General features: G+C 43.4%; 20 protein-coding genes. 7 read left to right on the forward strand and 13 right to left on the reverse strand.

What is annotated here, in order from left to right; all coding sequences use genetic code 11:
• Positions 1-35: 35 nt before the first annotated feature.
• Positions 36-662 carry an RdgB/HAM1 family non-canonical purine NTP pyrophosphatase gene (gene rdgB / locus E2K52_RS02115; RefSeq protein WP_151203353.1) on the reverse strand — a complete coding sequence of 209 codons (627 nt, stop codon included), beginning with the start codon at positions 660-662 and terminating at the stop codon, positions 36-38.
• 75 nt (positions 663-737) lie between these two features.
• Positions 738-1622 (reverse strand): LysR family transcriptional regulator, encoded by an 885-nt coding sequence (locus tag E2K52_RS02120; RefSeq protein WP_151203354.1) that lies wholly within the window; start codon positions 1620-1622, stop codon positions 738-740.
• Between the two features lie 84 nt (positions 1623-1706).
• Between E2K52_RS02120 and E2K52_RS15035 the strand changes: the two genes are divergently transcribed.
• Entirely contained in the window at positions 1707-1883 is a 177-nt protein-coding gene (locus E2K52_RS15035; RefSeq protein ID WP_153228187.1) for a hypothetical protein, read from the forward strand.
• Between the two features lie 47 nt (positions 1884-1930).
• Here the strand turns inward: E2K52_RS15035 and E2K52_RS02125 are convergent, their stop codons facing one another.
• The 7 genes from E2K52_RS02125 to E2K52_RS02155 form a co-directional block, all read right to left on the reverse strand.
• Entirely contained in the window at positions 1931-2521 is a 591-nt protein-coding gene (locus E2K52_RS02125) for a tetratricopeptide repeat protein (protein WP_151203355.1), read from the reverse strand.
• Positions 2518-3111 carry a methionine biosynthesis protein MetW gene (gene metW, locus E2K52_RS02130; protein ID WP_151203356.1) on the reverse strand — a complete coding sequence of 198 codons (594 nt, stop codon included), beginning with the start codon at positions 3109-3111 and terminating at the stop codon, positions 2518-2520. The genes E2K52_RS02125 and metW overlap by 4 nt, the downstream gene beginning before the upstream one ends.
• Positions 3111-4271 carry a homoserine O-succinyltransferase MetX gene (gene metX / locus E2K52_RS02135; protein ID WP_151203357.1) on the reverse strand — a complete coding sequence of 387 codons (1161 nt, stop codon included), beginning with the start codon at positions 4269-4271 and terminating at the stop codon, positions 3111-3113. Before metX ends, metW begins: the two co-directional genes overlap by 1 nt.
• Positions 4272-4383: 112 nt before the next feature.
• Positions 4384-6081 (reverse strand): 2-isopropylmalate synthase, encoded by a 1698-nt coding sequence (leuA, locus tag E2K52_RS02140; protein WP_151203358.1) that lies wholly within the window; start codon positions 6079-6081, stop codon positions 4384-4386.
• A 414-nt stretch (positions 6082-6495) separates the two neighbouring features.
• A complete protein-coding gene (locus E2K52_RS02145; protein ID WP_151203359.1) occupies positions 6496-7179 on the reverse strand; it encodes a Fe2+-dependent dioxygenase in 684 nt (227 codons plus the stop codon).
• A 70-nt stretch (positions 7180-7249) separates the two neighbouring features.
• Entirely contained in the window at positions 7250-9514 is a 2265-nt protein-coding gene (locus tag E2K52_RS02150; RefSeq protein WP_151203360.1) for a TonB-dependent receptor, read from the reverse strand.
• 301 nt (positions 9515-9815) lie between these two features.
• Entirely contained in the window at positions 9816-11999 is a 2184-nt protein-coding gene (locus E2K52_RS02155; RefSeq protein ID WP_151203361.1) for a TonB-dependent receptor domain-containing protein, read from the reverse strand.
• 269 nt (positions 12000-12268) lie between these two features.
• Between E2K52_RS02155 and tig the strand changes: the two genes are divergently transcribed.
• The 4 genes from tig to E2K52_RS02175 all read left to right on the forward strand — a co-directional run bounded on the left by tig (position 12269) and on the right by E2K52_RS02175 (position 16618).
• Positions 12269-13600, forward strand: a complete 1332-nt coding sequence (gene tig, locus E2K52_RS02160) for a trigger factor (RefSeq protein WP_151203362.1) — start codon at positions 12269-12271, stop codon at positions 13598-13600.
• Between the two features lie 191 nt (positions 13601-13791).
• Positions 13792-14397: an ATP-dependent Clp endopeptidase proteolytic subunit ClpP gene (clpP, locus tag E2K52_RS02165; RefSeq protein WP_151203363.1), complete on the forward strand. Its 606-nt coding sequence runs from the start codon at positions 13792-13794 to the stop codon at positions 14395-14397.
• Between the two features lie 29 nt (positions 14398-14426).
• On the forward strand, positions 14427-15737 hold the full coding sequence (gene clpX, locus E2K52_RS02170) for an ATP-dependent protease ATP-binding subunit ClpX (protein ID WP_151203364.1): 1311 nt from the start codon (positions 14427-14429) through the stop codon (positions 15735-15737).
• A gap of 164 nt (positions 15738-15901) precedes the next feature.
• A complete protein-coding gene (locus tag E2K52_RS02175; protein WP_151203365.1) occupies positions 15902-16618 on the forward strand; it encodes a DUF2846 domain-containing protein in 717 nt (238 codons plus the stop codon).
• A 54-nt stretch (positions 16619-16672) separates the two neighbouring features.
• On the opposite strand, the gene E2K52_RS02180 is transcribed toward E2K52_RS02175, so the two are convergent.
• A complete protein-coding gene (locus E2K52_RS02180; RefSeq protein WP_151203366.1) occupies positions 16673-18199 on the reverse strand; it encodes a fumarate hydratase in 1527 nt (508 codons plus the stop codon).
• Between the two features lie 639 nt (positions 18200-18838).
• On the opposite strand from E2K52_RS02180, the gene E2K52_RS02185 reads away from it, so the two are divergent.
• On the forward strand, positions 18839-19078 hold the full coding sequence (locus E2K52_RS02185; protein WP_151203367.1) for a DUF2171 domain-containing protein: 240 nt from the start codon (positions 18839-18841) through the stop codon (positions 19076-19078).
• A 206-nt stretch (positions 19079-19284) separates the two neighbouring features.
• Here the strand turns inward: E2K52_RS02185 and pta are convergent, their stop codons facing one another.
• The 3 genes from pta to E2K52_RS02200 form a co-directional block, all read right to left on the reverse strand.
• Entirely contained in the window at positions 19285-21432 is a 2148-nt protein-coding gene (gene pta / locus E2K52_RS02190) for a phosphate acetyltransferase (RefSeq protein WP_151203368.1), read from the reverse strand.
• A gap of 48 nt (positions 21433-21480) precedes the next feature.
• Complete coding sequence (locus E2K52_RS02195) at positions 21481-22704, reverse strand: acetate/propionate family kinase (RefSeq protein WP_151203369.1); 1224 nt, start codon at positions 22702-22704, stop codon at positions 21481-21483.
• Positions 22705-23134: 430 nt separating this feature from the next.
• Positions 23135-24400 carry a glutamate-5-semialdehyde dehydrogenase gene (locus tag E2K52_RS02200; protein WP_151203370.1) on the reverse strand — a complete coding sequence of 422 codons (1266 nt, stop codon included), beginning with the start codon at positions 24398-24400 and terminating at the stop codon, positions 23135-23137.
• Positions 24401-24713: 313 nt separating this feature from the next.
• On the opposite strand from E2K52_RS02200, the gene E2K52_RS02205 reads away from it, so the two are divergent.
• On the forward strand, positions 24714-26051 hold the full coding sequence (locus tag E2K52_RS02205; RefSeq protein ID WP_151203371.1) for an alpha/beta fold hydrolase: 1338 nt from the start codon (positions 24714-24716) through the stop codon (positions 26049-26051).
• The last annotated feature ends 11 nt before the right edge of the window (positions 26052-26062 follow it).

The raw sequence follows: 26062 nt of genomic DNA on the forward strand, positions 1-26062 counted from the left end.
CTCCTCAAAGGGAAGAAGGGCTTTGTTGTGCTCGCTTATTTCTCTAGACTGGCTTTAAACAGCTGCATCGCCTGACCACGATGACTGATTTTATTTTTCTCCTCTTTACTCATTTCTGCGCTGGACAACTGCAATTCAGGTAGCCAGAACAGGGGATCATAACCAAAACCATTTTCGCCACGAGGAGCTTCCAGAATTTCACCTTTCCAGATGCCTTGAAAAATTTGTGGGAGTGGATCTTCGGCATGCTGGACCAGCGCCAATACACAAACAAACATACCGTCAATGACTTCATTTTCTTTACGCAGCGGCTTGAGTTTGCTTAACAGCTTTTCATTATTAGCTGCATCATTGCCATGTTCGCCTGCATAACGTGCCGAGTAAATTCCCGGTGCACCGCCTAATACAGGCACACAAATACCGGAATCATCAGCAATCGCAGGTTTGCCTGAAATCTTTGCTGCATGACGGGCTTTAATAATGGCATTTTCTACAAAGCTTAACCCATCTTCGACCGCATCTTCGATATTCAGCTGACCTTGCGGAACGACGTCGACAGGCAGTTGTAACTCTGCAAACAGTTTTTCAAATTCAGCAATTTTACCTTTGTTATTACTTGCAAGTACCAAGGTTCCCTGAGATAACCAAGCCTGAGCTGACATATATTCGCCACTTATGAGTTGAAAATACGGAACAGGTGATTTTAACCGAATTCAATCTAAAGTCGGTAATTTTACCTAAATTTGTACCACCTCATCTTTTGAGGCGGTGAGCTGCTTCACCAGATGCTTTAAATTGCTGCTCCAGCAAGCCGGTTGATCTGCAATCAGGTAGGTGTTCATGGTGGCAAAAGGCTCATGAATTTCCAAAACGTCTACTGCATTTCTAAAATGTGACTGCTCAACATAGGAGCGCGGTAAAATTGCCATTCCCATATTCATGCTGACACAGCTCATAATACCGTCCAGGCTACCCATTTCGATAATATGACAAACGGCGAGCTGTCGACTCTGTAAAAATAAATCGATGACACGACGGTAACTGCATCCTTGGCGGAATGCGAGAAATTTCTGTTGTTGGAGCGTTGCGGCAGTCAAGGGCTGTATGGTGTTTTTTGAAGTTACCACCACCAGCTGTTCTGTAAACAGATGCAGATTATACAAACCATGCACTGGCTCAGGACTGGCAATAAAGGCACAGTCCAGCTGAGCATCCTGTACGGCTTCAATCAGTGTGCGGCTGGGGGCGGTCTGCAAGCTGAAGGATAGGGCAGGGAAGCTTGCAGAAAATCTGTTTAAGATCTGCGGCAGATGGACAGCAGCAGTAGTTTCCATACTGCCAATCTGGATCGGATGCGAAGGATAGGGCTTTTCCTCAATAAAAATACTTTTCACTTCATCATGCAGAGACAGGATTTTTCTGGCATAAGTGACCAGCTGTTCGCCAGCTCGGGTCGTTCTGACTGGTGTTTTACGGGTCAGTAGTTCAGTGTTTAGCTCGGACTCAAGCTTTTTAATGTGGCTGGTGATATTGGATTGAACCGTAAACAGTTTGTTGGCAGCCAGAGAAAAGCTTCCCAGCTCAACAACCGTCAGAAAAATTTCCAGGGATTTTAACTGCATACTTTTATCTCAAAATATCTCAAAAACAGATAATAGTTATCTCTAAGAATCATTTTACATGATGATGGTTTTTCATTCTAATGCATGAATGATTTAAATTTATGCAGTGTTAAAATTATGGCAGCTTTTTTTAAACAAGGTTTGCTTTATCTGACGATAGGGCTGACAGTGCTGTTTTTTCAACAGCTGGATGCTCAGTTTCAGCAAAAAACTGGCTACAAAAATCTCTTTGAGGACGTGCCTGAGCATTTTGGGCAATAGTTCAGGCTATAAAAAAGCACCCGAAGGTGCTCTTTTGCAAATCCAGCTTATTGTGCCTGAATCCATTTGTCTGCACGGTCACGTGCCTGACGGATTTGATCTTGAGTCAGGTTGGCTGCCAGAGCCGTTTTCTTGCCTTCAGAAAGACTGATAACCTTATTGTCGAGCATGCCGTCACGGGTAGAAAGCTCATACCACTGATAGGCGCCCATATAATTTTTCTTTTTCTCTTCCATCATGGCAAGGTTAAAGCTGGCACGGTTATCGCCACGGCTAGCTGCCTTTTCAAAATACTGGCGGGCAAGCGTTTCATCTTTTTTAGTACCGATGCCATCTGCTAGCATACGGCCTACATTTAGCTGGGCTACGGCTAAGCCTTGATCCGCAGCAGCTTTATACCAGCTAAAAGCCTGACGCTCATCTTTTTGAATGTCTTTGCCATACTGATATTTAGTCGCCAGATAGAACTGTGCTCCTGGTTGACCGGCTTTGGCAGCTTTAATCAGGCTATTAATGTCCATAACTGAATATTGGGCGGCTTGGCTTGCCACCGATGGGCTTGGCGCAACATAATCTGCATGGGCATTTAAGCTAAAAAGTCCCGCCAGTAGCGTCGTAGTGATTAATAATTTTTTCATAGAGCGCTCACTCGATAAATTGCGACTTCACCAAACAGATTAGGAAGGTGCTTGCTGAGCAAGCTGTCCTGTTGATTCCCATTTACAGCGAGTCGATTAATAATATTAATATTATTTTCCGCACAAAGAGCTTCAAAGTCACGGAAGGTGCATAGGTGAATGTTCGGTGTGTCATACCACATATAGGGTAAAGCCTCCGAAACCGGCATTTTCCCTTTTAAAGCCAGAAAAGAACGGGTTCTCCAGTGGGCAAAGTTCGGGAAAGTAATAATCGCCTGTTTACCTACGCGCACCATGTCACGCAGTAATACGTCTGGTGCATCTACGGCCTGTAAGGCCTGTGCCATTACAACATAGTCAAAAGACTGATCGGCAAAACGGCTTAAACCGAGATTTAAGTCCTGCTGGATGATATTTAACCCGCGACTGATTGCAATTGCAATCTTTTCCTGATCAATTTCCAATCCATACGCACGAATATTGTGTTTTTTGCTCATGTGCGCGAGCAATTCACCATCGCCACAGCCGAGATCCAGAACACGTGAGCCTGGCTTGATCCAGCGTTCAGCAAGTTGTTGGTCAATACGCATTACACAGCCTCCTGCGGGGTTGTTTTCAGGTGTTCTTCACCACCCAGGAATGCACGCAGGGATTTAACGTACAGCGGAATTGGAAATAAGAAGGAGTCATGACCCTGTTCAGCATTAATATCTAAATAGCTGACCGGTTTATGATTGGTAATTAAAGCATCCACGATTTCTTGTGAACGCTCAGGCGCAAAACGCCAGTCCGTAGAGAAAGACACCACCAGAAATTGACACTGGGTATGTGCCATCGCCTTGACCAGAGACTGTTCATATTCACGTGAAGGATCAAAGTAATCCAGCGCTTTGGTCATAATCAGATAAGTATTGGCATCAAAGTTGCGGCTGAACTGTTCACCTTGATAACGCAAATAACTTTCTACCTGGAACTCGACATCAAAACCATACATAAATTTGCCTGATTTTAAATCACGGCCAAACTTCTGTTTCATGGCTTCTTCAGACAGATAGGTGATATGGCCCACCATCCGTGCCAGAATCAACCCGCGTTTTGGATAGCTGTCATGTTCCAGATAACGGCCATTGTGAAAATCCGGATCAGATAGAATCGACTGGCGCGCTACTTCATTAAATGCAATATTTTGTGCCGAAAGCTTTGGAGCACTGGCAATAATGACACATTTCTTTAAACGGTCTGGATAATCCACCGACCATTGCAGGGCTTGCATGCCACCGAGCGATCCTCCAATGATCGCATACCAGACCTGAATACCAAGACGGTCAGACAGTATGGCTTGAGTTTTGACCCAGTCCCGTACCGTTACCAGTGGAAAGTCTGGACCGTACGGGCGATTGTCATTTTCTGGATTGGGAGAGATAGGACCGGTCGAACCACTACAGCCGCCAATATTGTTGAGCGCCACCACAAAAAACTTGTTGGTATCGATGGCTTTGCCTGGACCAATACAGGCATCCCACCATCCGGGTTTCCTGTCATCTTCATGATGATAGCCCGCTGCATGATGATGGCCTGACAAGGCATGACAAATCAGAATGGCATTGGACTTATCGGCGTTTAGTTCGCCGTAAGTTTCAACCATCAGTTCAAAACGTGGGAGGATGCGACCGCATTCAAGCTCTAACGGCTCTTCAAATTGGAACTTTTGTGGGACTACAATGCCCACTGAGTCTGCTGGAAAAGACACGGGAATGATTCGCCTTAAAACTTTAATATGAATAATAAAAGGATACCATTTGCAGGTATCCTTCAAAAGTCATTTTAATGCTATGAATGATAGTTAATTCTTATACTGTAGCTTAGACCGCTGCAGCAATCACCTGATCAGTGCTTAATACTCCCTGTTCAATCAGGCGGTTGGTACAGGCAATAATGGCTTCAATTGAAGAGGTCACAATATTGTCGTGAACTCCCGCACCGAATGCAGACTTGCCTGTACCTTTGACTTGAAGCTCAATCAAGGCCAAAGCTTTGGCATGCGCACCTGAACTGATGCTGCGCTCTTCATAGCTTACAACATCAATTGGCAGTTGCAGCGCATCCAAGATCGCAGAAATCGGACCATTGCCTTGGCCACGTACATGACGAGACTGACCTTCAATCTCTAGATCAAGTTCAATCACCTGACTGCCATTTTCATCAGACAAACGATAGTTCTTGGCTGAATAATGGGCATCTTTAGCAGCCACATAGGTTTCTTTAAACAATTTCCAGATTTCAGTAGCAGAAATTTCTGTACCGTCTTCATCGGTTTTTTGCTGGACGATTTGCGAGAATTCAATTTGTAAACGACGTGGCAAGGTCACGTTGTAGTTAGATTCTAACAAATAGGCAATCCCGCCTTTACCTGATTGTGAGTTAACCCGGATCACTGCATCATAGTCACGGCCCAAGTCTTTCGGGTCGATTGGCAAATATGGCATATCCCAGATTTCTTCGTTTTTCTGGAACTCAAAACCTTTTTTGATCGCATCCTGATGCGAACCGGAAAAGGCAGTAAACACCAAATCACCAGCATAAGGATGGCGTGGGTGTACAGGCAAACCGGTACATTCTTCAACGGTGGCAATAATTTCGTTAATGTTGGAGAAATCCAAGTTCGGTGCAACACCTTGGGTATACATGTTCAAAGCAATCGCAGCCACATCGACGTTACCGGTACGTTCGCCATTTCCAAAGACACAGCCTTCCACACGATCAGCCCCGGCCATAATGGCCAATTCAGAAGCTGCAATACCGCAACCACGGTCATTGTGGCAGTGCACAGAAATGATCACGCCGTCACGACGCTGGATATTGCGATGCATCCATTCCACCTGGTCGGCATAGACGTTAGGACCTGAAACTTCAACTGTTGCCGGCAAGTTCAAGATCACTTTATTGGTCGGAGACGCTTCCCAGATTTCAGTTACTGCATCACAAACATCTTTAGCCACTTCCAATTCAGTTGCCGTAAAACATTCAGGGCTGTACTGGAAAACAAACTCGGTTTCAGGCTGTTTGGCGGCGTATTCTTTAACTTTGCTTGCAGCATTAATAGCAAGCTGCTTGGCCCCAGCAACATCAACATTTAAGACTTTTTGACGGAAGGTCGGCGAGTTCGAGTTATAGATATGCACAATCGCACGTTTTGCACCTTGCAAAGATTCAAAAGTACGCTGAATCAAATGATCACGTGCTTGTACCAACACCTCAATATAGACATCGTCCGGAATATGATTTTCTTCAATTAATTTGCGGGTAAAATCGAAATCAATTTGCGATGCAGATGGGAAGCCGATTTCAATATGTTTGAAACCGATTTTTACCAGCATCTGGAACATTTTGAACTTCTGCTCGATGTTCATTGGCTCAAAGATCGCCTGGTTACCATCACGCAGGTCGGTACTCATCCAGATTGGGGCCTTGGTGATTTCATTATTCGGCCATTGACGGTCTGGAAGATCGACACGTTGATACATGCGACGATATTTTTTACTTGGATCTGCCAACATCATGAAAGAGCTCCTTTGTAGTCTGGCGTACCGTGCTCTTGGATGAAGCGGTCGCGGGAACTACGGCATAGATTTTGTCTATAATCGTGCTCATGCAGAAGGTCAACGTCAGGAAAAAAGCCCAGAATATTTTTGGAATATCGTCATCTGGATTTGCGGGACTGCTGCATGATTACCCTATACTCCAGAGTTTAATCCAGTTAGGGCGAAAATTTTTTGCTTTTTTTATAGATTTTAGTTGTATCTTAATAAAAATTTTCTTGTAAACCATTCAAGGTGAAAAAATATTTTATTATTGGCTTTTATTGTTATGGGTTTTTCTTTGATTCTATCAGTCTGGCTAATATTTTACTGAATCAGTTTGAAAAATAAAAGACTAGGGTGCTTTATAACTCGCTGGACTCGCCTTAGGTGGGCCTAAAGCTCAGCCCATTTGCGTATCAGGTTATGATACAGATTGGTCAGTTTCATGACCTCGGCGTGCTGATCACCTAGTTCTATTCTCAGATTTTGAATACTCTGATCCAGATTAAACAGCATATGGCGCTCTGCATCATCCCGAATCATGCTTTGTACCCAAAAGAATGAAGCAACCCGGCAGCCAGAAGTGACCGGCGTCACTTCATGCAAGCTGGTCGATGGATACAAAATCATATCGCCAGCGGGAAGTTTGACTTCATGATAGCCATAGGTGTCTTCGACCACCAGTTCACCACCTTGATATTCTTCCGGCTCACTTAAAAAAACCGTACAGGATAAATCGGTTCTAAGCCGCTCGTTGCTGCCACGAATACGGCGGATCGAATTATCCACATGGAAACCGAAAGCTTCATTATTTTCATAGCGGTTAAACAGAGGAGGAATAATATCCAGCGGGATCGCAGCGGATAGAAATAAAAGATGCTGGCCCAAGGCTTCCAGAATAATCGTACTTAAGTGCTGAGTCAGGGGATGATCTTCAGGCAATTGCTGATTCTGTTTGACGCTAGCAGACAGTGTGCCAGCAGTCACTTTGCCATTGACCCATTCAACTTGAGCCATTTCTTTGCGGAAATACTGTACCTGCTCTTTGCTCAATACATTTGGAATATGATGCAGCACGAAAAACACCTGAATAATTTTGTTTGAGTGAGCATAGCTCCAATGCTAGAGCTATGCGAGTCCGATTTAATTAGTATTTGAAGTTCAGAGAAAGCACGGCACTACGGCCTTCTGCTTCGGTTGCATAATGAGAGGCATAAGCTTTAGTGAAATAACGCTCGTCGGTCAGGTTGTTGACATTCAATTGTAAGTCAACATTCTGGTTCACATGATAACGTGCCATGGCATCGTAACGCACATAGCCTGGAACCCACTTGGTATTGGCGGCATTTCCATAGACTTTATCCATCGCAACTGCGCCAGCACCCAAGCTTAGCTGGGGTAATATTTGGTAGGTAGTCCACAAGGTGGCTGAATTTTTTGCCACGTTTTGAACTTGATTTCCCTCATTGGTTGCGGTGCCATCATCGACAATTTCACTGTCTAAATAGGTGTAGCCTGCCGAAACAGCCCATTTGTCAGTGATGTTGCCATTTAAGCCAAGCTCAATACCATCTACCCGGGTTTCACCAATGTTGCGTGTGGTGCCATCTTCTACTGGGGCGCGAGTATTGGTTTTTTCGGTACGGAAAATGGCTGCAGTCAAATTAAGCTTGTCATTCAAGACATCCCATTTACTCCCTAACTCCATGGTGCGGACTTCTTCTGGGTTTAAGTTTTGAATTGCTGATGTAATGCCTTCAGAACCATCACCACCATCGACACCCACCGGGTTGGTAGAAGTTGCATAACTGGCATAAATTGAACCATTTTCTACAGGCTTAAACGTTAAACCAGCCTGATAGTTGATAAAGTCTTTATCATTTTTCAGTTTAACTATGGTTCCTTCCGGATTATTGGCATTAAAACGACCCGCAAGCATGGTTTGCTTAGTCGCGTAGTCATCCCAGCGTAAACCCAAATCTAGCAGCCATTGTGGATTCAATTCAATACTGTCCAGGAAGTACACAGAAGTCGACTTGGTTTGCGTATTGTATCGGTCTGCACCATCTGTACTTATTGAGCCGGTCCAAGGACCGCGATCAGGATTTTGAACTGAAGTACACCAGCCTGAACTAAGATCGTCAGGCGTACACGCATTATGTACGCTACCTGTCGTATTTAGACCGTCAATAATATATTGCGTACGCTCGGTTTCCTGATCTGAATATTCGGCACCCAAGTTAAAACTATGTTTAAACATGCCAGTATTAAATTTACCGATTAAAGCCAATTGATCGGTAAAAGTCTCAGTATTGGCGACACGTGAGTTTACACGTGCCCAAACGTCGCCAGTTAATGCGCCTGTTGTTGTGTCATAAATATTACCTTTAGAATCATCTGGATTTGTCCATAGATAATCATTTTTTGACTTATTAAAAACAGTCGTATTGGAAATGGTCAGATTATCCGTTAGATCGTGTTCTAATTTAAGCGTGCCAATCTGATTTTCCTGTTTCTGGAAGTCACGATCTTTCCAACCGTAGTATTGACCTTGTTGAACATCAATAGGCTTACCATTGCCATTTAATCCTGCATTTGCACTCGTTGCAGCAAATGGATTGTTATAAGGAACCCCTGAATCAGGTGTATCATCAGACTTTAAGTAGTAATAACTTAAAGTAGCACGGGTAGGGGTGTCCAGACCAAAGCTAATACTTGGCGCAATACCTGCACGTTTATATTCAGCACCGTCTTTTTGACCTGCTTTTTCATTCTGATGACCCATCACGGCAACACGTGCCGCAATACCATTACCAAAGTCTTTGTTACCGTCTAAAGTAATACGTTGATAATTATCTGTACCACCAGCAACTGAGCCTTCCAGGAAATCACCTGGTTTAGCCGTTTTAGAAATCATGTTAATGCTACCGCCAGTGGTGCCTGCACCGCCCATGGCAGAAGCAGAACCTTTGGTCACTTCAACTTGTTCTACCGCAAACATTTCACGGTTTTGAGAAGTCGCATTACGCACGCCGTCTACATACATCGAACTTTCAGAGTTATAACCCCGGATAAACGGACGGTCACCATTCGGATTGCCCCCTTCACCTGCACCCAAGGTAATCCCCGGAACTGTACGAAGTGCATCAGCTAAAGTAGTTACCTGCGTATCGGCAATCAGTTGTTTAGAAATGACTGATACGGATTTGGGAGTGTCGAGTAAAGGCGCAACAAATTTGCTATTGGCAGATTGATCTACTTTAAGGCTGGGCGCTTGTTCAGCTTTCACTTCTTGGTGAATTGTCTCAAGCTTGATGATATTTTCATCCGCCATTGCCTGCGCGGCTACAATTGACAAAGAAGAGGCAATCGCGGAGGAAACGATCTTTTTGCGTGTTTTTATGTATGTCATGGTAAAAAAATTATCTTGATTTGGGTCTGAAGATGATAGTAATTATTATTATCACTTCTATGTTTGTAAGATTGGTATTAACGATAATAAAAAACAGACCAATAGAAAAGTAAATTAAATAAATAAATGACTTGTTGTTAAGTATATGTATTTTATAAAAATTGAAAAATCTGATAGTTTCTTTTAATTTAATTGATAATAATACTTATTTAGATTTGCGTTGGTTTTAAGAAAAATTTTGAAAATTATAAAAAAAACCCTACATTAAGCAGGGTTTTTTATAAGAAATATCAATTAAATATCAGAAATCGTATGAAACAGATAACCAGTAGTTACGACCGGCTAAATATGTGCCATCTAATCCTGATAGATATTTATAACTTTGAGTGGTTCGGGTAGCAGTTCCATCAAAATATTCTACATTCTTGTGTTCAGTAAAGTCTTTATCTAACAAGTTATTTACTGACATATTCAAGCGTAACTGATCATTTACTGTATAACTGGTACCTAAATTAAATAAATTGTAGCCAGCAAGTTTATTTCCAGACGCCTTATAAATTGCTAAATCTTCAGCATCTGTAGGTACAGAAGTTGAGCGAATACGACTTGATTTATATTCATGTTGTAACCAAAGATCAAAATCAGGATTAATATGCCAGGTTGAAGTTAAGTTAAATGCATTACGTGGATTGTTGTTGTAATAATTACCTTCAGTTTCAGGTTTATTACTATCAGTAATCTTGCTCTTTGTATAAGTATAAGCCGCTTTAAGATCCCATTCAGGAATGATGCTGTATTGTAGTGTGCTTTCTACACCATAGACTTCAGCTTCATTAGCATTAATATTCGTTGAACACGTTTTGCCTGTTGTACAAAGAGGATGGTCCTGAGCGCCTACACTGACAATTGCATTTTCAACTTCATTATAGAAACCAGTCGCTGTAAATGTAATTTGATCATTTGGCTGGAAGTTAAAACCTAGCTCATAGTTGGTCGATTCTTCTGGTTTTAAATCAGGATTACCAAAAACAAAACTTTGTCCTTGTTTGCTCAGGTTAATCAAATTGTCCTCTAAAGCTTTGGCTGACGGAACTTTGTAACCTGTACTCACACCACCTTTAATGCTAAGAATGTCATTCGCATTCCAAACTAAATAAGCACGTGGACTGAAGTGCCCGCCAAAACCTGAGTGATCTTCATAGCGGCCACCTAAAGTAAAACCGAGGTTGTCAAGAATACGCCATTCATCCTCAGCATAAAAAGCCCACGATTTACTGTCAAATTCATTTTTACCCGTAATATGTTGGGCAATATTATCTTCGATGGTTTGTTCTTTGTATTGTGTACCTAAGGTTAACTTGTGATTGCCTAAATTTGAAATAATATGGCTGTCAGCAATAAGATCTGTGTTGTTTAAATCTCGAGGACTGCCGATTAGTGGAGATTGATCGAGAATTTCTTGTTTTGAAAAAGCACCAGTAGGTAAGGATCGTCCTTTTGTTTCGGTTTCAGAATGACTGATATAAGTTTTCCATTGGCCAAAGTCGTAATCGCCATCATGACCCACTGCAAACTGAGTACGATTGAACTCTAATTCATCTTTGTATCCTGGCGCTTCATTTGGTTTTTTTACCCAATCCAGGTCACCTAAACGGCTATCCTCATTATTATAGGTTTGGCTAGAGTGGAAGGCGTCAAACCAAAGCGAATTTCGGTCATTCATGACAAATGATAATTTAGCACCTACATCATAATTGTCGGCTTCATTTGGACGAGGATCACGGCCTGTTGCACCAGCTACAATTCGTTCAGATTTTTGACGATCTAAATATGAACCACGAAGTTGCAATCCCAGTTTTTCATTAATTATAGGGCCATTGAGTAAAAAACTGGTTTTCCAAGAATCCGCTTCGGCTTTGCTTTCCATCACATTGCCACTGACAGTGACATTACCATTCCATTCATCACTAACTTTTTTAGTGATAATGTTAATGACACCGCCCATGGCATCTGAACCATATAGGGTAGACATTGGACCACGAATGACTTCAATACGTTCAATGGCTGAAAGTGGTGGCATAAATCCTGTTGATGTTTCGCCAAAACCATTTGGAGTGACATCAGTCGATGTAGTTTGACGACGGCCATCAATTAAGATAAGTGTGTCATCAGCTCCCATTCCACGCATGCTGACATTTAGGCCGCCGGTTTTACCCACACCATTACGAACATCGATACCAGGAACATCTGCTAATAAATCAGCAATACTGGTCGCATTTTTCTTTTCAATATCTTCTTTTGTCACTACACTAATGGATGCTGGTGCATTCTTAAGCTCTTGTTCAAAACCCGATGCTGAAACCACAATTGTTGACAGCTGATGTGTAGTTGTTGGAGCAGCTTCCTGAGTAGTCTGTGCAACAATCGAAGTTGCGGTGACTCCCAGAATGGCTCCAACAAGAGGACGAAGAGTAAAAGTATGCATAACCAAAATTCCAGTTTGAGAGAGTGTAGAGTTTTGTATCAAATTCGATAGAGAATATTAATAAGAATGTTTATCATTTGCAATAAAAATAAATAATTAACTTTAGGCAGGTTACAAAAGAAGAAAGCGCTTTGAAGAAAAGAGAGGCAAGGAAAGATAAATTAAAAAAATTAGAAAAAGAGCGTATTTTTTGTATATCCTTTAAGGTTGTCATATAATGTGGCACATTTTTTTATAAACCTGTTATTACCAAATATATAGAGGAAGCCATGCAAGTAACTTCTGAAGCGGTTTCGGGCGTTGCCCGTCGTTTAAATGTTTCTGTACCGACGAGCCGTATTAATGAGCAATTTGAAGCTCGTTTAAAACGTACTGCTAAAACTGCGAAGATCAACGGCTTCCGTCCAGGTAAAGTGCCTGTGAACGTGGTTCGTCGTGAATACGGTGCAGGTATCTATCAGGAAGTTGTAAACGACATTATTCGTGATACAGTATTTGAAGCGATCCAGCAAGAAAAAATCAATGCTGTTGGTATGCCAAATATCGAAAAAACTGAGATGAAAGATGATGCTTTAGTATATGAAGCAACTGTTGAAGTTTATCCAGAAGTTGAAGTGAAATTCGAAGGCCTGGAAGTTGAACGTAAAGCGTCTGAAGTCAATGACAAAGACGTTGACACTATGCTGGAAAACCTGCAAAAACAACGTGCTTCTTGGGCTGAAACAAAAGGCATGGCGAAAAAAGACATGCAGGTGACTTTTGATTTCGAAGGTTCAATCGACGGCGAGAAGTTTGAAGGCGGTTCTGCAGAAGACTTTAAACTGGTATTGGGTTCTGGCCGTATGATCCCTGGCTTCGAAGATGGCATCATCGGTATGAAGAAAGGCGAAGAGAAAGTTATTGATGTAACTTTCCCTGAAGACTACCAGGCTGAAAACCTTGCGGGTAAACAGGCTCAGTTTAAAATCACTGTAAAACTTGTTGAAAAGCAAAAACTTCCAGAAGTTGATGCTGAATTCCTGGAAATCTTTGGTGTTTCTGCAGAAGAAGGCGTAGAGAAATTAAAAGCTGACGTTCGTAAAAACATGGAACGTGAAGTGAAAAATGGACTACGCAATCAAGTGAAAGGTGCGACTTTTGATGCGCTGGTAGCTGCAAACGAAGTTGAACTTCCAGCTGCAATGGTTGCTCAGGAAATTGATCGTCAGCGTCAACAGATGATCCAGCAGTTCACGCAGCAGTTTGGTGCACAAGGTGCAAAAGCATTTGATTCAAGCATGCTTCCAGATGACCTGTTCAAAGAACAAGCTGAAAAATCAGTTAAACTTGGCATACTGGTGAGCAAGGTTCTGGCTGATGCGAAAATTGAAGTAGATCAAGCGCGTGTAGATGCGTATATCGAAGATATGGCTTCTTCTTATGAAGATCCAAACGAAGTCATCGAATACTTCAAAAATGACCAGCAGCAACGTGCTCAAATCGAAGCAGTTGTACTTGAGGACCAAGTAGTGGATCACATTCTGGCATCTGCTAAAGTGACTGATACGACTGTAAGCTATGAAGACTTATTGAAAGAGCAGCAAGCTCGTCAACAAGGCTAATCCTAGCTGGTCATAAAAAGGCGCTTTATGCGCCTTTTTTTGATAGCGTAATTTCACCTGATATTCAGTTTTTCACAAAACTAATGCAAAAAATATCTTGGAATTGCAAGCGAATATTTTGCAATTTCAGTCATTATCCCTCATATTGTGAGTATGGATTAAGTCACAAAAATTTAGGAATAAATAAACGTATGTATGTTCCAATGATCGAAAACGCTTTAGTTCCAATGGTGGTAGAACAATCCTCTCGTGGCGAGCGTTCTTTTGATATTTATTCACGTCTTTTACGTGAGCGGGTTATTTTTCTCTCAGGTGAAGTTGAAGACCACATGGCCAATCTTATTGTGGCACAAATGTTGTTTTTAGAAGCTGAGAACCCAGATAAGGATATTCACCTGTATATTAACTCACCAGGTGGTTCAGTCACTGCGGGTATGGCCATTTATGACACCATGCAGTTTATCAAGCCTGATGTGGTGACTTACTGTATGGGACAGGCGGCTTCAATGGGTGCGTTCCTGTTGAATGCCGGAACCAAAGGCAAGCGTTATTGCCTTGAAAATGCGCGTGTCATGATTCACCAGCCTTTGGGTGGTTTCCGTGGACAAGCTTCGGATATTGAAATTCATGCACGTGAAATTCTGTTCATTAAAGAACGTTTAAACCGTTTAATGGCTGAGCATAGTGGTCAGGACTATGAAAAAGTGGCACGTGATACTGACCGTGACAACTTTATGACTGCTCAGCAAGCGAAAGAATACGGTCTTGTGGATGAAGTACTTACTAAACGTCCATAAGTTTTACAGATTGAGATATTGGAGTAAATATGTCCGAACATCCTCAAGGACAAAAGCATTGTTCATTTTGCGGTAAAACGCAGTCTGAAGTCGGAAAGCTGATTGCAGGCGAGGACGCATACATTTGTAATGAATGTGTGGACGTATGCTTAGATTTGGTTCAAACCAGTCAGCAGGTCGAAACCAATGACTGGGCGAACCGTCCTTTACCGAAACCGCATGAAATCCGTGCAGCGCTCGATCAATATGTCATTGGTCAGGATCTGGCGAAAAAGACCTTATCTGTTGCAGTGTATAACCATTACAAACGTCTGAAAGTACAGACCAATGGTAAGAAAGCAGATGACTCTATTGAAATTGCCAAGAGTAATATCCTGTTGGTCGGTCCAACCGGTTCAGGTAAAACCTTATTGGCACAAACCCTTGCCCGTCTTCTAGATGTGCCTTTTGCCATGGCAGATGCAACGACCCTCACAGAAGCAGGTTATGTGGGCGAAGATGTTGAAAACATTGTACAAAAGCTTTTGCAAAAAGCCGATTATGATGTGGAAAAGGCACAAAAGGGGATTATCTATATCGATGAAATCGACAAGATTACCCGTAAATCTGAAAACCCATCCATTACCCGTGATGTATCGGGTGAAGGTGTGCAGCAGGCTTTACTGAAAATGATCGAGGGTACGGTTGCTTCTATTCCACCGCAAGGAGGACGCAAGCATCCACAGCAGGAATTCATTCAGATTGATACTGCAAATATCCTGTTTATTTGTGGTGGTGCATTTTCGGGTCTGGAGAAAATTGTACAGCAGCGTCAGGAAAAAGGTGGTATCGGCTTTACTGCAGAAGTGCGTAATAAAGATGAAACCAAAAAACTGTCGGAGCTGTTCCGTCAGGTCGAAGCCAATGATCTGGTGAAGTTTGGTCTGATCCCAGAATTTATTGGCCGTCTGCCAGTCATTGCAACACTGGATGAGCTGGATGAAGATGCCTTAATGCAGATTCTGACAGAGCCAAAAAATGCCTTAACCCGTCAATATCAACATCTGTTTGAGATGGAAGATGTGGATCTGGTCTTTGAAGAGTCAGCCCTACAGGGGATAGCGAAAAAAGCACTTGAGCGAAATACAGGTGCGCGCGGTTTGCGTTCGATTCTGGAAAACGCACTCCTTGAAACCATGTATGATCTGCCAAGCCGCACTGATGTAGGCACTGTAGTAGTGAATGAGGCGGTAATTAATGGTGAGGCTGCACCGGAATTCAGGGCGGAACGCCAGCCCCAATCTCAGGAAGAGCCGGTCAGCAAGATTGATTTAAAGGTGGTAAATAGTCGGTCTGCCTGATTGCTATTCGTCAGAAACGTGCGAAAACTTCGTGTTTTCGCACGTTTTTTATTTCCAAATTCTAAACCCGAGTGTTAATCTCAACATCTGGGCGTGGACGCCTAAAATAAAAAAGCAGGGCACCTGCATAAGCAAGAAGAAGAAAAACGCAGTGAGGGATAAACATGCGTGGAGTCGCAATAGTACTCATCAGCAGTTTGGTATTGATGGGGTGTCATGGTAAAAAAGCCCTAGTTGAGCCTAGTCAGCCACTCAGCACTTTAAAAAATATTGATCTTGAAAAAAAGCCGGGTTTTATCGAACAGCATCGTATGGGTATGATGAGCATTGGCGGCTGGGTTAACCAGAAACAGGGACAAGCTTTCCAGACCGTTCAACCACAGCATGCTGATGCAGCGATCGTATATTTATATCGTCCAGATTCCAACTGGAACCGCCAGGAAATTGTGGCAGCCAGTCTGTTTATTAACCAGCAGCATATTCCAAGTTTATTGCACAACCATTATTACTGGGTAGAGCTTCCGGCGGGTAGTTATCGTCTGAGTAGCAGCCGACCTTTAGGCGCTTTACATTTTCAGAAACCCAAGTATCTGGATTTCAGTGTTGAAGCGGGACAGTCCTATTTTATTAAATATGATGAAGAAAATTTTAATACGCGCCGCAGTATGTCTGGGCCTTTGATGCTCATGCCGCACAATGTAGGGCTCAATGAAATTGCATTTACCCAGCTCAAATCACATAGCTTTAATTTTGTTGCCCAAGACCAGAAAACTGGCAAGGTGCGTAAAAAGGCCCAAAAAATTCAGATGCCTAAATATGATCCTGCAACTGATGTACAGCTGATTGCACCTTTTAAACTTTGGGATCCACGTAGCTGGTAATACCATCAGTTCATAAAAAAAGCACCCAGATGGGTGCTTTTTTTATAGCTTAAATTAGCCCTCAGCAGCATCAACTACTGGAATCTTACCAATTTTCGCCTGCCAGATTTTTGGAGCAGTGGCGTGTACAGAGGTACCGTTTACGTCCACAGCCACAGAAACCGGCATATCTTTCACTACAAATTTGTAGATCGCTTCCATACCCAGGTCTGCAAAAGCAACAACTTCCGCTTCACGGATCGCTTTAGACACCAGGTACGCAGCACCACCAACAGCCATTAAGTAAGTCGCTTTGTTGTCTTTGATGGCTTCAACAGCAGCAGGACCACGGTCCGCTTTACCGATCATGCCAAACATGCCAGTCGCTTCAAGAACTTGACGCGTAAATTTGTCCATACGTGTTGCAGTAGTAGGACCAGCAGGGCCAACGACTTCATCACCGACTGGATCGACTGGGCCTACGTAATAGATGAACTTGCCTTTCAGATCTACAGGAAGCTCTTCACCATTGTTCAGCATGTCTACCATACGTTTATGGGCTGCATCACGGCCGGTATAGATGGTACCGTTAAGAAGCAGGGTATCACCTGGTTTCCAAGAATTCATTTCTTCCTGAGTGATGTTGTCAAGGTCAACGCGCTTAGAAGAAGACGAATCCCAAGTCACTGATGGATAATCTTCAAGGCTAGGCGCCTGAATATGTGCTACACCTGAACCATCCAGGGTGAAATGTGCGTGACGGGTTGCTGCACAGTTCGGAATCATACCAACCGGTTTACCCGCAGCATGGCATGGGTAATCTTTGATTTTAATATCCAGCACCGTGGTTAAACCGCCCAGACCTTGAGCGCCAATACCAAGTGCATTGACTTTCTCGAAGATTTCGATCCGAAGCTCTTCCAGTTTGTTTTGTGGACCACGACGAAGCAATTCGTCCATGTTGATCTCTTCCATCAATGCTTCTTTGGCCAGCATCATGGCTTTTTCCGCAGTACCCCCAATACCGATACCGAGCATACCAGGAGGACACCAGCCGGCACCCATAGTTGGGACAGTTTTCAGTACCCAGTCCACGATTGAATCCGACGGGTTGAGCATTGCTAGTTTAGATTTGTTTTCTGAACCGCCACCTTTTGCAGCAACCGTAATATCCACTTTGTTGCCTGGAACAAGTTTGTGATAGATCACAGCAGGTGTATTGTCTTTGGTGTTCTTTCGACCAAATGCAGGGTCTGCTAATACAGAAGCACGCAGTACGTTTGAGTTTTCTAGATAACCTTGGCGTACACCTTCATTAATTGCATCATCCAGGCTCATGGTTAAATCAAATTTAACATCCATGCCCACTTCAACAAATACGTTGACGATACCAGTATCCTGGCAGATCGGGCGATGGCCTTCTGCACACATGCGTGAGTTGATTAGAATTTGCGCGATTGCATCTTTCGCAGCCTTGTTCTCTTCACGGTCGTACGCACGGCTCATCGCTTGGATGAAGTCTTGTGGATGATAGTAAGAAATGAACTGAAGCGCATCTTTTACGGATGTGATCAGGTCATCTTGCTTGATAATAGTTGTCATACAAATATCTCTTGAGCGGGCTGATAGCTAGCGGGCTAAATTATAAGACAAAAGGATCAGGTTGTGGGCATTTTGCGGGGACATTGGCTGAAAGTTTATAGTTTGAGCAACTGCTCGCCGAGAAAGTCTCTCTGAACTGTCATAAATGATGAAAAGAATTGCCTATATTTAAACTTATATTACAGCTTTATTTTTATATAAATAAATTATTTTGTCATAAGTTTTTGATTTTTGTAAATTAATATAATTTTTTGAATATTTCATTTTTGTCATATAACTGTCATATATCTGACTCATAATGAGCGCATTAAAAGGAGACCTTGAACATGACTACAAGTATCTTAATGGTTGCAGGCTTTTGTATTTATATCGCAGCAACGTGGATGTACGGCCAAAAAGAAGATCAAGCTTAAGCTTTATCTTCTTTTTGTATTTTATACTCTCAGTATTCTTCTTCAAATCTTCAAATCTTCAAATCTTCAAATCCTATTACCCTATTATTTTACGTGATGAAACACAGCTATTTTGTCCTATTACATTCTTAACTGATCAATACTGAAAGCCTGAATACCCTTACACATAGTCGGATTCTCAGCGCTTAGACTAAAGATTCTTTAATTTTACTAATGGGCAACTGGAATGAATAATATGAATGTAAATGACATCAAAGAACATGCCTCGGTAATTGCATCATGCGGCACGCAAGTCGGAAAAGTAGATCATTTAGAAGGGCAGGACTCAATTAAACTCACCAGAAGTGATGATGAAAATAACGAGCATCATCTGATTCCTTTGAGCTGGGTAAGCGAAATTAAAGGGGACAGTATCATGCTAAACAAAACAGCAGAAGATGTGCGTAAGGAATGGCAAACGCTATAAGTTGAATTTATCCACTTGTTAAGTGAATAATTTTCAATGCATGAGAATTAAAAGTAGGAATGCGATTTAATTTTTTAAGTCCAAGTCTGCCAGTCCAGTGACTGGCAGACTTTTTTATGCAATTTAAAAGGAAAAATAAAAACCACCCAATTTTTCAATCGGGTGGTTTTATAAAACTTGAAAGTGTGTGAAAAGCTGAGTAGAACTTAATCTGCAGGACTGGTTTGCTGATCCGCTTGAATGGCTGTCAAGGCAATAGTGAAGACAATATCGTCCACTAGAGCACCACGTGACAGGTCATTGACCGGCTTGTTCAAGCCTTGCAGCATTGGACCTACACTGACTACATTGGCAGCACGCTGTACGGCTTTATAAGTGGTATTGCCGGTATTCAGATCCGGGAAAATGAATACATTGGCGCGGCCAGCCACTTGCGAGTCTGGGGCCTTTTGACGGCCTACACTTTCTACAGAAGCAGCATCGTACTGCAATGGACCATCAATCAGCAGATCTGGACGGCGTTCCTGAGCGATACGGGTCGCCTCAGCAACTTTTTCAACTTCTGCACCTGCACCTGACGTACCTGTAGAATAAGAAATCATCGCAATACGCGGATCAATTCCAAATGCTTTGGCAGAGTCGGCAGACTGAATGGCAATTTCAGCCAGTTGTGCCGCATCTGGATCCGGGTTAATTGCGCAGTCACCATAGACATACACTTCATCCGGTAACAGCATAAAGAAAACTGAAGATACCAAGGAGTAATCTGGAGCAGTCTTGATGAGCTGGAAAGCAGGACGAACAGTATTGGCAGTCGTATGCACGGCACCAGATACCAGACCATCGACCTGATCCAGTGCCAGCATCATGGTACCTAGCACCACGCTATCTTGTAACTGCTCACGGGCCTGCAACTCATTGATTTTGCCTTTACGCAGCTCGACCATCTGGGCAACATAATTTTCACGGATCAGGTCAGGGTCAATAATTTCCAGATCATCTGGTAATTCAATACCGCGAGCTTTAGCCACTTCAAGCACAGACTCTGGCTTGGCCAGAAGAATACACTGAGCGATATGGCGTGACTGGCAAATGGCTGCTGCCTGTATCGTGCGTGGTTCATCACCTTCTGGTAATACAATGCGTTTTTTCGCTGCAATAGATTTTTGTACCAGTTCGTGACGGAAGGCAGACGGAGAAAGACGCGGCTTGTAAGAACCATTAAGGGTGGCGTTCAACCAATCCGGATTAATATGACTGGAAACGAAACGCGTCACCTGTTCAGCACGCTCAATATCATCTACTGGAATTTCATTGCTGAGATTGGTCAGCTTTTGTGCGGTTTCAAAGGCACTTAATTCTGTATGCAGGATCGGCAGCCCTTGTTTGATCGCAGTCTGGCAGAACTCCAGTACCAGATCATTCGGCTGGTAGTGTTCGGTCAGGACCAGTCCAGCCAAAGGAATACCATTGCTGCTGGCCAAACTACTTGCCAGCAGAACATCAACACGGTCTGAGGCACTGATGATGAGCTCACCTGCAACAAATTTATGCAGTTCATGTTCGATATTGGCAGAAATCAGGTTGCTATGCTGAACGCGGCGCTGTTTAGCTTCACCTTCATTGATCCAGTAAGCAGAAATGTGGGCAGCCAGATCTGAGATACGTGGCACACTCAAGGTTTTGCTAAAAGGTACCAAGCCGATGACTGGCAGCTTTTCACACCCAATATGCGGATGAGTCTGCTGAATCGCAGCAACAAATTTTTCTGTATCTTCAGTCAGGCGCAGAGCAGGGTTGAGAGTAACCGGAATCTGGGCAGATTCTTCTGACAGGCCTTTGGTGCGCATCAGCAGAATTCCGGACAGGCGTGTTGAACTTAAGCCACCGAAATTGCGGATCTGCTGTTCTAACTTGTCGGCGGTTTGTAAAGGCCGCTGAATATCCGCATTGCTTACGATCACGACTTTGGCATCCAAAGCCTGAGCAAGTGCGGTATTCAGGTCATCGGCAAAACCGTCAGTGGTATTTGGCAATAAACCTTGCACGATGATCAGGTCATGCTGCTTGGCAATCTGGCGGTGCAGCCGGACTGCATCTTCAAGCAGTTCATCCTGTTCACCCTGACTCAAGCGTTGCAGAACCGTGTTATAGCTAATCGGTTCAACCGTCTCACTCTGAGAAATATGATGATAGAGCGCCGTGGTACGGTCTACGGTATCTGCTCCTTCCTGAGTGAAAGGTCTGAGAAATCCAGCCTTAACACCCTGACATTCCAGTGCATATACCAAACCCAGACATGCAGATGTTAGGCCTACACCTTCCCCAGTCGGAACCAGTAAAATCGTTTTCATACGTATATCAACAATTGTAAATATCAGATAAAAGGGGGTTGCGCCTGCTTAAGCAAGCGCTGGTTCAGCTTCATACTTTTTTATAGAAGCACTTTCTACTTCAAGCTCAACCACATTTTCGGTTTCTTTTGCGATGCGAGCTTCTTCATCCGTTGGCACTACCCAGATTTGTGGACCTGTTCCGTTGTCGATGCGACCTTCAGTGCCACGCTTTAAGTTATTGTTGCTGTCTTTATCTAAGTTAAAGCCAAAGTGTGGTAGGTAAGCCATAGTTTTTTCACGGATATAGGCAGAGTTTTCGCCAATGCCACCGGTAAAGAACAAGCCATCCAGACGAGGTAGGCCACAGCTTAGGGCGGCCAGAGATTTTGCTAAACGGTAGCAGAATACTTCAATCGCCAAAGTTGCATCTTCATTACCATTTTCAGATGCTTCGATCAGGGTGCGCATATCATTGGACAGATTGTCAGATAGGCCGAGCAAGCCGCTTTCTTTATTGAGCATTTTGTCAATTTTATAGATATCCCAGCCCAGGTTGGCAGCCAAGTAGCTATGCAGACTTGGATCGACATCACCACTACGCGTGCCCATCACCAGACCTTCAAGCGGAGTTAAGCCCATTGACGTATCAATACTTTGACCATTCCATACTGCACAGGTCGAGCTACCATTGCCCAGATGTGCAGTCAGCCAGCCACCTTGTTTAAAACTGCCTGCCAGTTCAGAACCGCGATCTGAAACATAGGCATGGCTCGTGCCATGGAAACCATAGCGGCGTACACCGTGCTCAGTATAAAGGAATTTTGGGACCGCATAACGGTAAGCATGGGCTGGCATGGTTTGATGAAAAGCCGTATCAAAAACTGCAACTTGCGGCAAATCCGGGAACAGGCGTTGAGTCGCTTCAATTCCGATTAAGTGTGCCGGGTTGTGGAGCGGGGCGAGAGGGGTCGCTTCACGAATTTTTTCAATAATCTCATCGGTAAGCAGCTCGGCTTTAGTCAGGCTGCCCCCATGAACAACACGGTGTCCAATCGCATCCGGCTTGTAGTTGGCCAAACGCTCGAGACCGACTTCCAGTGCTTTTTTATGATCTGCAAATGGAATATGAATATCGACTGGCTCATTACCAACAGTCACGCCTTTAATGCGGGCATTTTCTGTGCCTAAATTCTCAGCTAAACCATGAATACGGAAATCTTGCTCCTCAAGCAATAAGGCAAACTTGATTGAAGAAGAACCACAATTAATAACTAATACTGATTTAGACACGACTGATTACCCGATTTCTAATTAAAATTCTCATCCATTTGGTTGATCTGTTTGCTGACAAATGCGAGGCAATATAGATCTGTGAACATGTTTTAACATTAGTTTTTTTACTGTCCTAGATAGACTTTAGCAGATTAGACTTAAGCATTATCGACCCAAGGAACAATAATAATTAAAATTTATCGGCTCATAGTTTTCATTTATAAATAAAATGATGTTGAAAATATGAACGATTTAAACACTTTAACCTGTTTATTACCGTATTTTGGCTGAATGGTTTTCCAGTGTAACGCTTAAAATGCGCTCTAAGATGACAAAATACAATTTTATAAAAAATTCCTGTCTATTGTGACCTGCGGGTTTTCTTTTAATATTTGAGTTGCAGGTCATATAGATTCAGCCTTAGGAACAAGACTGAATCCATCCTTCCTTATTGGCGAATCTGACCATCACCAAAGACAATCCATTTTTGTGAGGTTAGGCCTTCCAGACCGACCGGGCCACGGGCATGGATTTTATCGGTTGAGATTCCGATTTCTGCACCCAAACCATATTCAAACCCATCGGCAAAGCGGGTAGAGGCATTCACCATGACAGAACTTGAATCTACACCTGCCAGGAATTCACGTGCCAGACTATAGTTTTCAGTAATAATTGAATCGGTATGATGCGAACCATACTGGTTGATGTGCGCGATTGCTTCTTCAATGCCAGACACGACTTTAATTGCTAGAATCGGTCCCAGATATTCGGCATACCAGTCTTCTTCAGTGGCGGTATGCACCTGTTGTCCCAGAATGCGCTGGGTTTCACGGCAGCCCCGCAGTTCAACCTGTTTCTCCTGATAAAGCTCAGCAATTCTTGGCAGGAATTCTTCTGCGACTTTCTCATCGACTAGTAAAGTTTCCATAGCATTGCAGACGCCATAGCGATGAGTTTTGGCATTCAGCGCAATAGGGAGGGCTTTCTGCAGGTCGGCTTGTGCTTCAACATACACATGGCAGTTGCCATCTAGATGTTTAATGACCGGAACACGCGCTTCATCAGTAATGCGTTCAATCAGGCCTTTGCCTCCACGTGGCACAATCACATCCACATATTCAGTCATGGTAATCAGATGGCCCACGGCAGCACGGTCGGTGGTATTGATCACTTGTACCGCAGTTTCAGGCAGACCGGCGACATTCAAGCCATGTTGAATTGCAGCTGCAATTGCTTGGTTGGATTCCAGTGCTTCCGAACCGCCGCGTAAAATAATGGCATTTCCTGATTTTAGCGCCAAGGATGCTGCTTCCAGAGTGACATTCGGGCGAGATTCATAAATCATGCCGACTACGCCCAGAGGAACACGCATCTTGCCCAGCTGGATACCGGATGGGCGATAAGCCATATCGGTAATTTCACCGATCGGGTCGACCAGGCTGATCACATCTTTAAGGCCTTGTAACATATCTTTAAAGCGTGCGGGGTTGAGTTCCAAGCGATCCAGCAGGGCACTATCCAGATTGTTCTTATGTGCTTTGGCCATATCCAGCTGATTGGCTGTCAAAATAGCTGGCTGGTTATTTTCTAAAGCAGTATAGATTGCTGATAATGCGTTGTTTTTCGTTTGGGTAGACGCGCGAGCCAAAATGCGAGAAGCCTGGCGTGCCTGCTGTCCTACCGTTTGCATATATTGTTCAATAGACTCTTGCATAGCGGTTGATCACTCAGAAATTTCACTTCGATATTAACAGCCTGTTGCAGCACAATGAAGCCCGGCACTTAAAATTCATAAGCTTTTCACTGTTTCTAAACATTTTGAAATTGTTTTGGCTTTAAAAGCAGATAAGTGGTGATTGAATCAGTTGCTTGTGAAAAGCACCTCTGTATAGAATGCTGAAGAACGACATTGAAGTCCTAAACTAAAGAGCAGGATGCGTGTTCAGGCTCAGCGGAATGAACCTGACATAAGAACTGTAAATAATGACTTGCACAATAAAAATAAGGCAAGGATGAAGGAGAGGAATATGAATTCCATTATCCAGATGGATGCCCAAGCATTAGACCAGCATAACCATTACGGTTTTTTTGATCTTTATGATAAGCACTGTTTTAAACAGCCCGCCCGTACTACATGGATTGAGGGCTGGAAAATCGAATATATGGCCATTGCCCGGCCTGACACCCTACATATGCGGCCCATGGTGATTATTGGCGGCGCTTTTCAGAACTTTAATTCCTATAAATATTGTGTGGAACAACTATTTGATGCAGGTCCAATTATTCTGATCGACCTGCCTTCTATGGGGGCTAACCAGCAGATTAATAATGTCGATACCGGTGTATCGGCTGGAACGCTGGAGCTGGAAACTCTGGCAGGAATGCTGGGGCAATGGCTGGAACAGATGCAGTTACCGAAAGTTGCAGTTCTCGGCATGTCATTGGGGTCGGTGGTTGCTTCATGTCTGGCAGATCAGCGTCCTGAACTGGTAGACCGCATGATCTTGATGGGCGTTATGCAAAAGACCCGAAAAAGTTGGCGTATGCTACTGGAAGAGTCTTTGCAACTGATGAAAGAGCAGCGCATGGAAGAGTTTGGTCAAGCCGTCATTTTATATCTGGTCAATCATGCCCGTTTAAATGAAACCCGAATGTCGCCTACAGCGAAGCGCCTGTTCTTTAAGCAAATGTCTGAATTCACGGCCACCGAGCAGGAACGCTATGATATTAACTGCAACCGCTTGTTAAGACTGACCAATGTACCTATTCCACAGTGCAAGGTATTGGTGGCTTGCGGACAGTATGACAGTTTTACCTTGCCGTATGAGAATGCCAATTTTGCCTTGCAATGTCCAAATATGCAGTATGTACAGATTAGGGGTGCAGATCATGTGCCTCAGTTACAGCGCCGTAAGGAAACCATGAATCTATTTGCAACCTTCTTACGCGATGAACCTGTGGATCAGCTGGAAGGAATTATTCCGTTCAGCCGTGAACAGATGCAACAACTGGAACGCCGTGGGGAAGAGCGGATTTGTGTGCAAGCATCTCAGCGCTATCTTAGCCATCGTCATTCTGAGCTGACCTTCAAGGCAGAGATTGTGGATATGAGTTTCTTTGGGATATTGTTACAGCTCGAATCAGGGCAGAGCGCACAGGCAGCAGCTTATCCACGAGATTTGGCTTTGCATTTAGAAGACGAAGAGGGTGAATTCAAGATTGAATGTCTGGTCTTTGAACATGATGACACCCGGTTGCGTGCCTTATTTAAGCATGGCAGTTTTGAAATCGCAGAACGTTTATTACATTTTGTCCAGACGCAAAAAATACTGTCACAAGCTGAAGTATTTGAAACTGCCATTTAAAAGCTAAAATG

This window comes from Acinetobacter sp. RF14B, assembly GCF_006864105.1.
Classification (GTDB): Bacteria; Pseudomonadota; Gammaproteobacteria; order Pseudomonadales; family Moraxellaceae; genus Acinetobacter; species Acinetobacter lwoffii_C.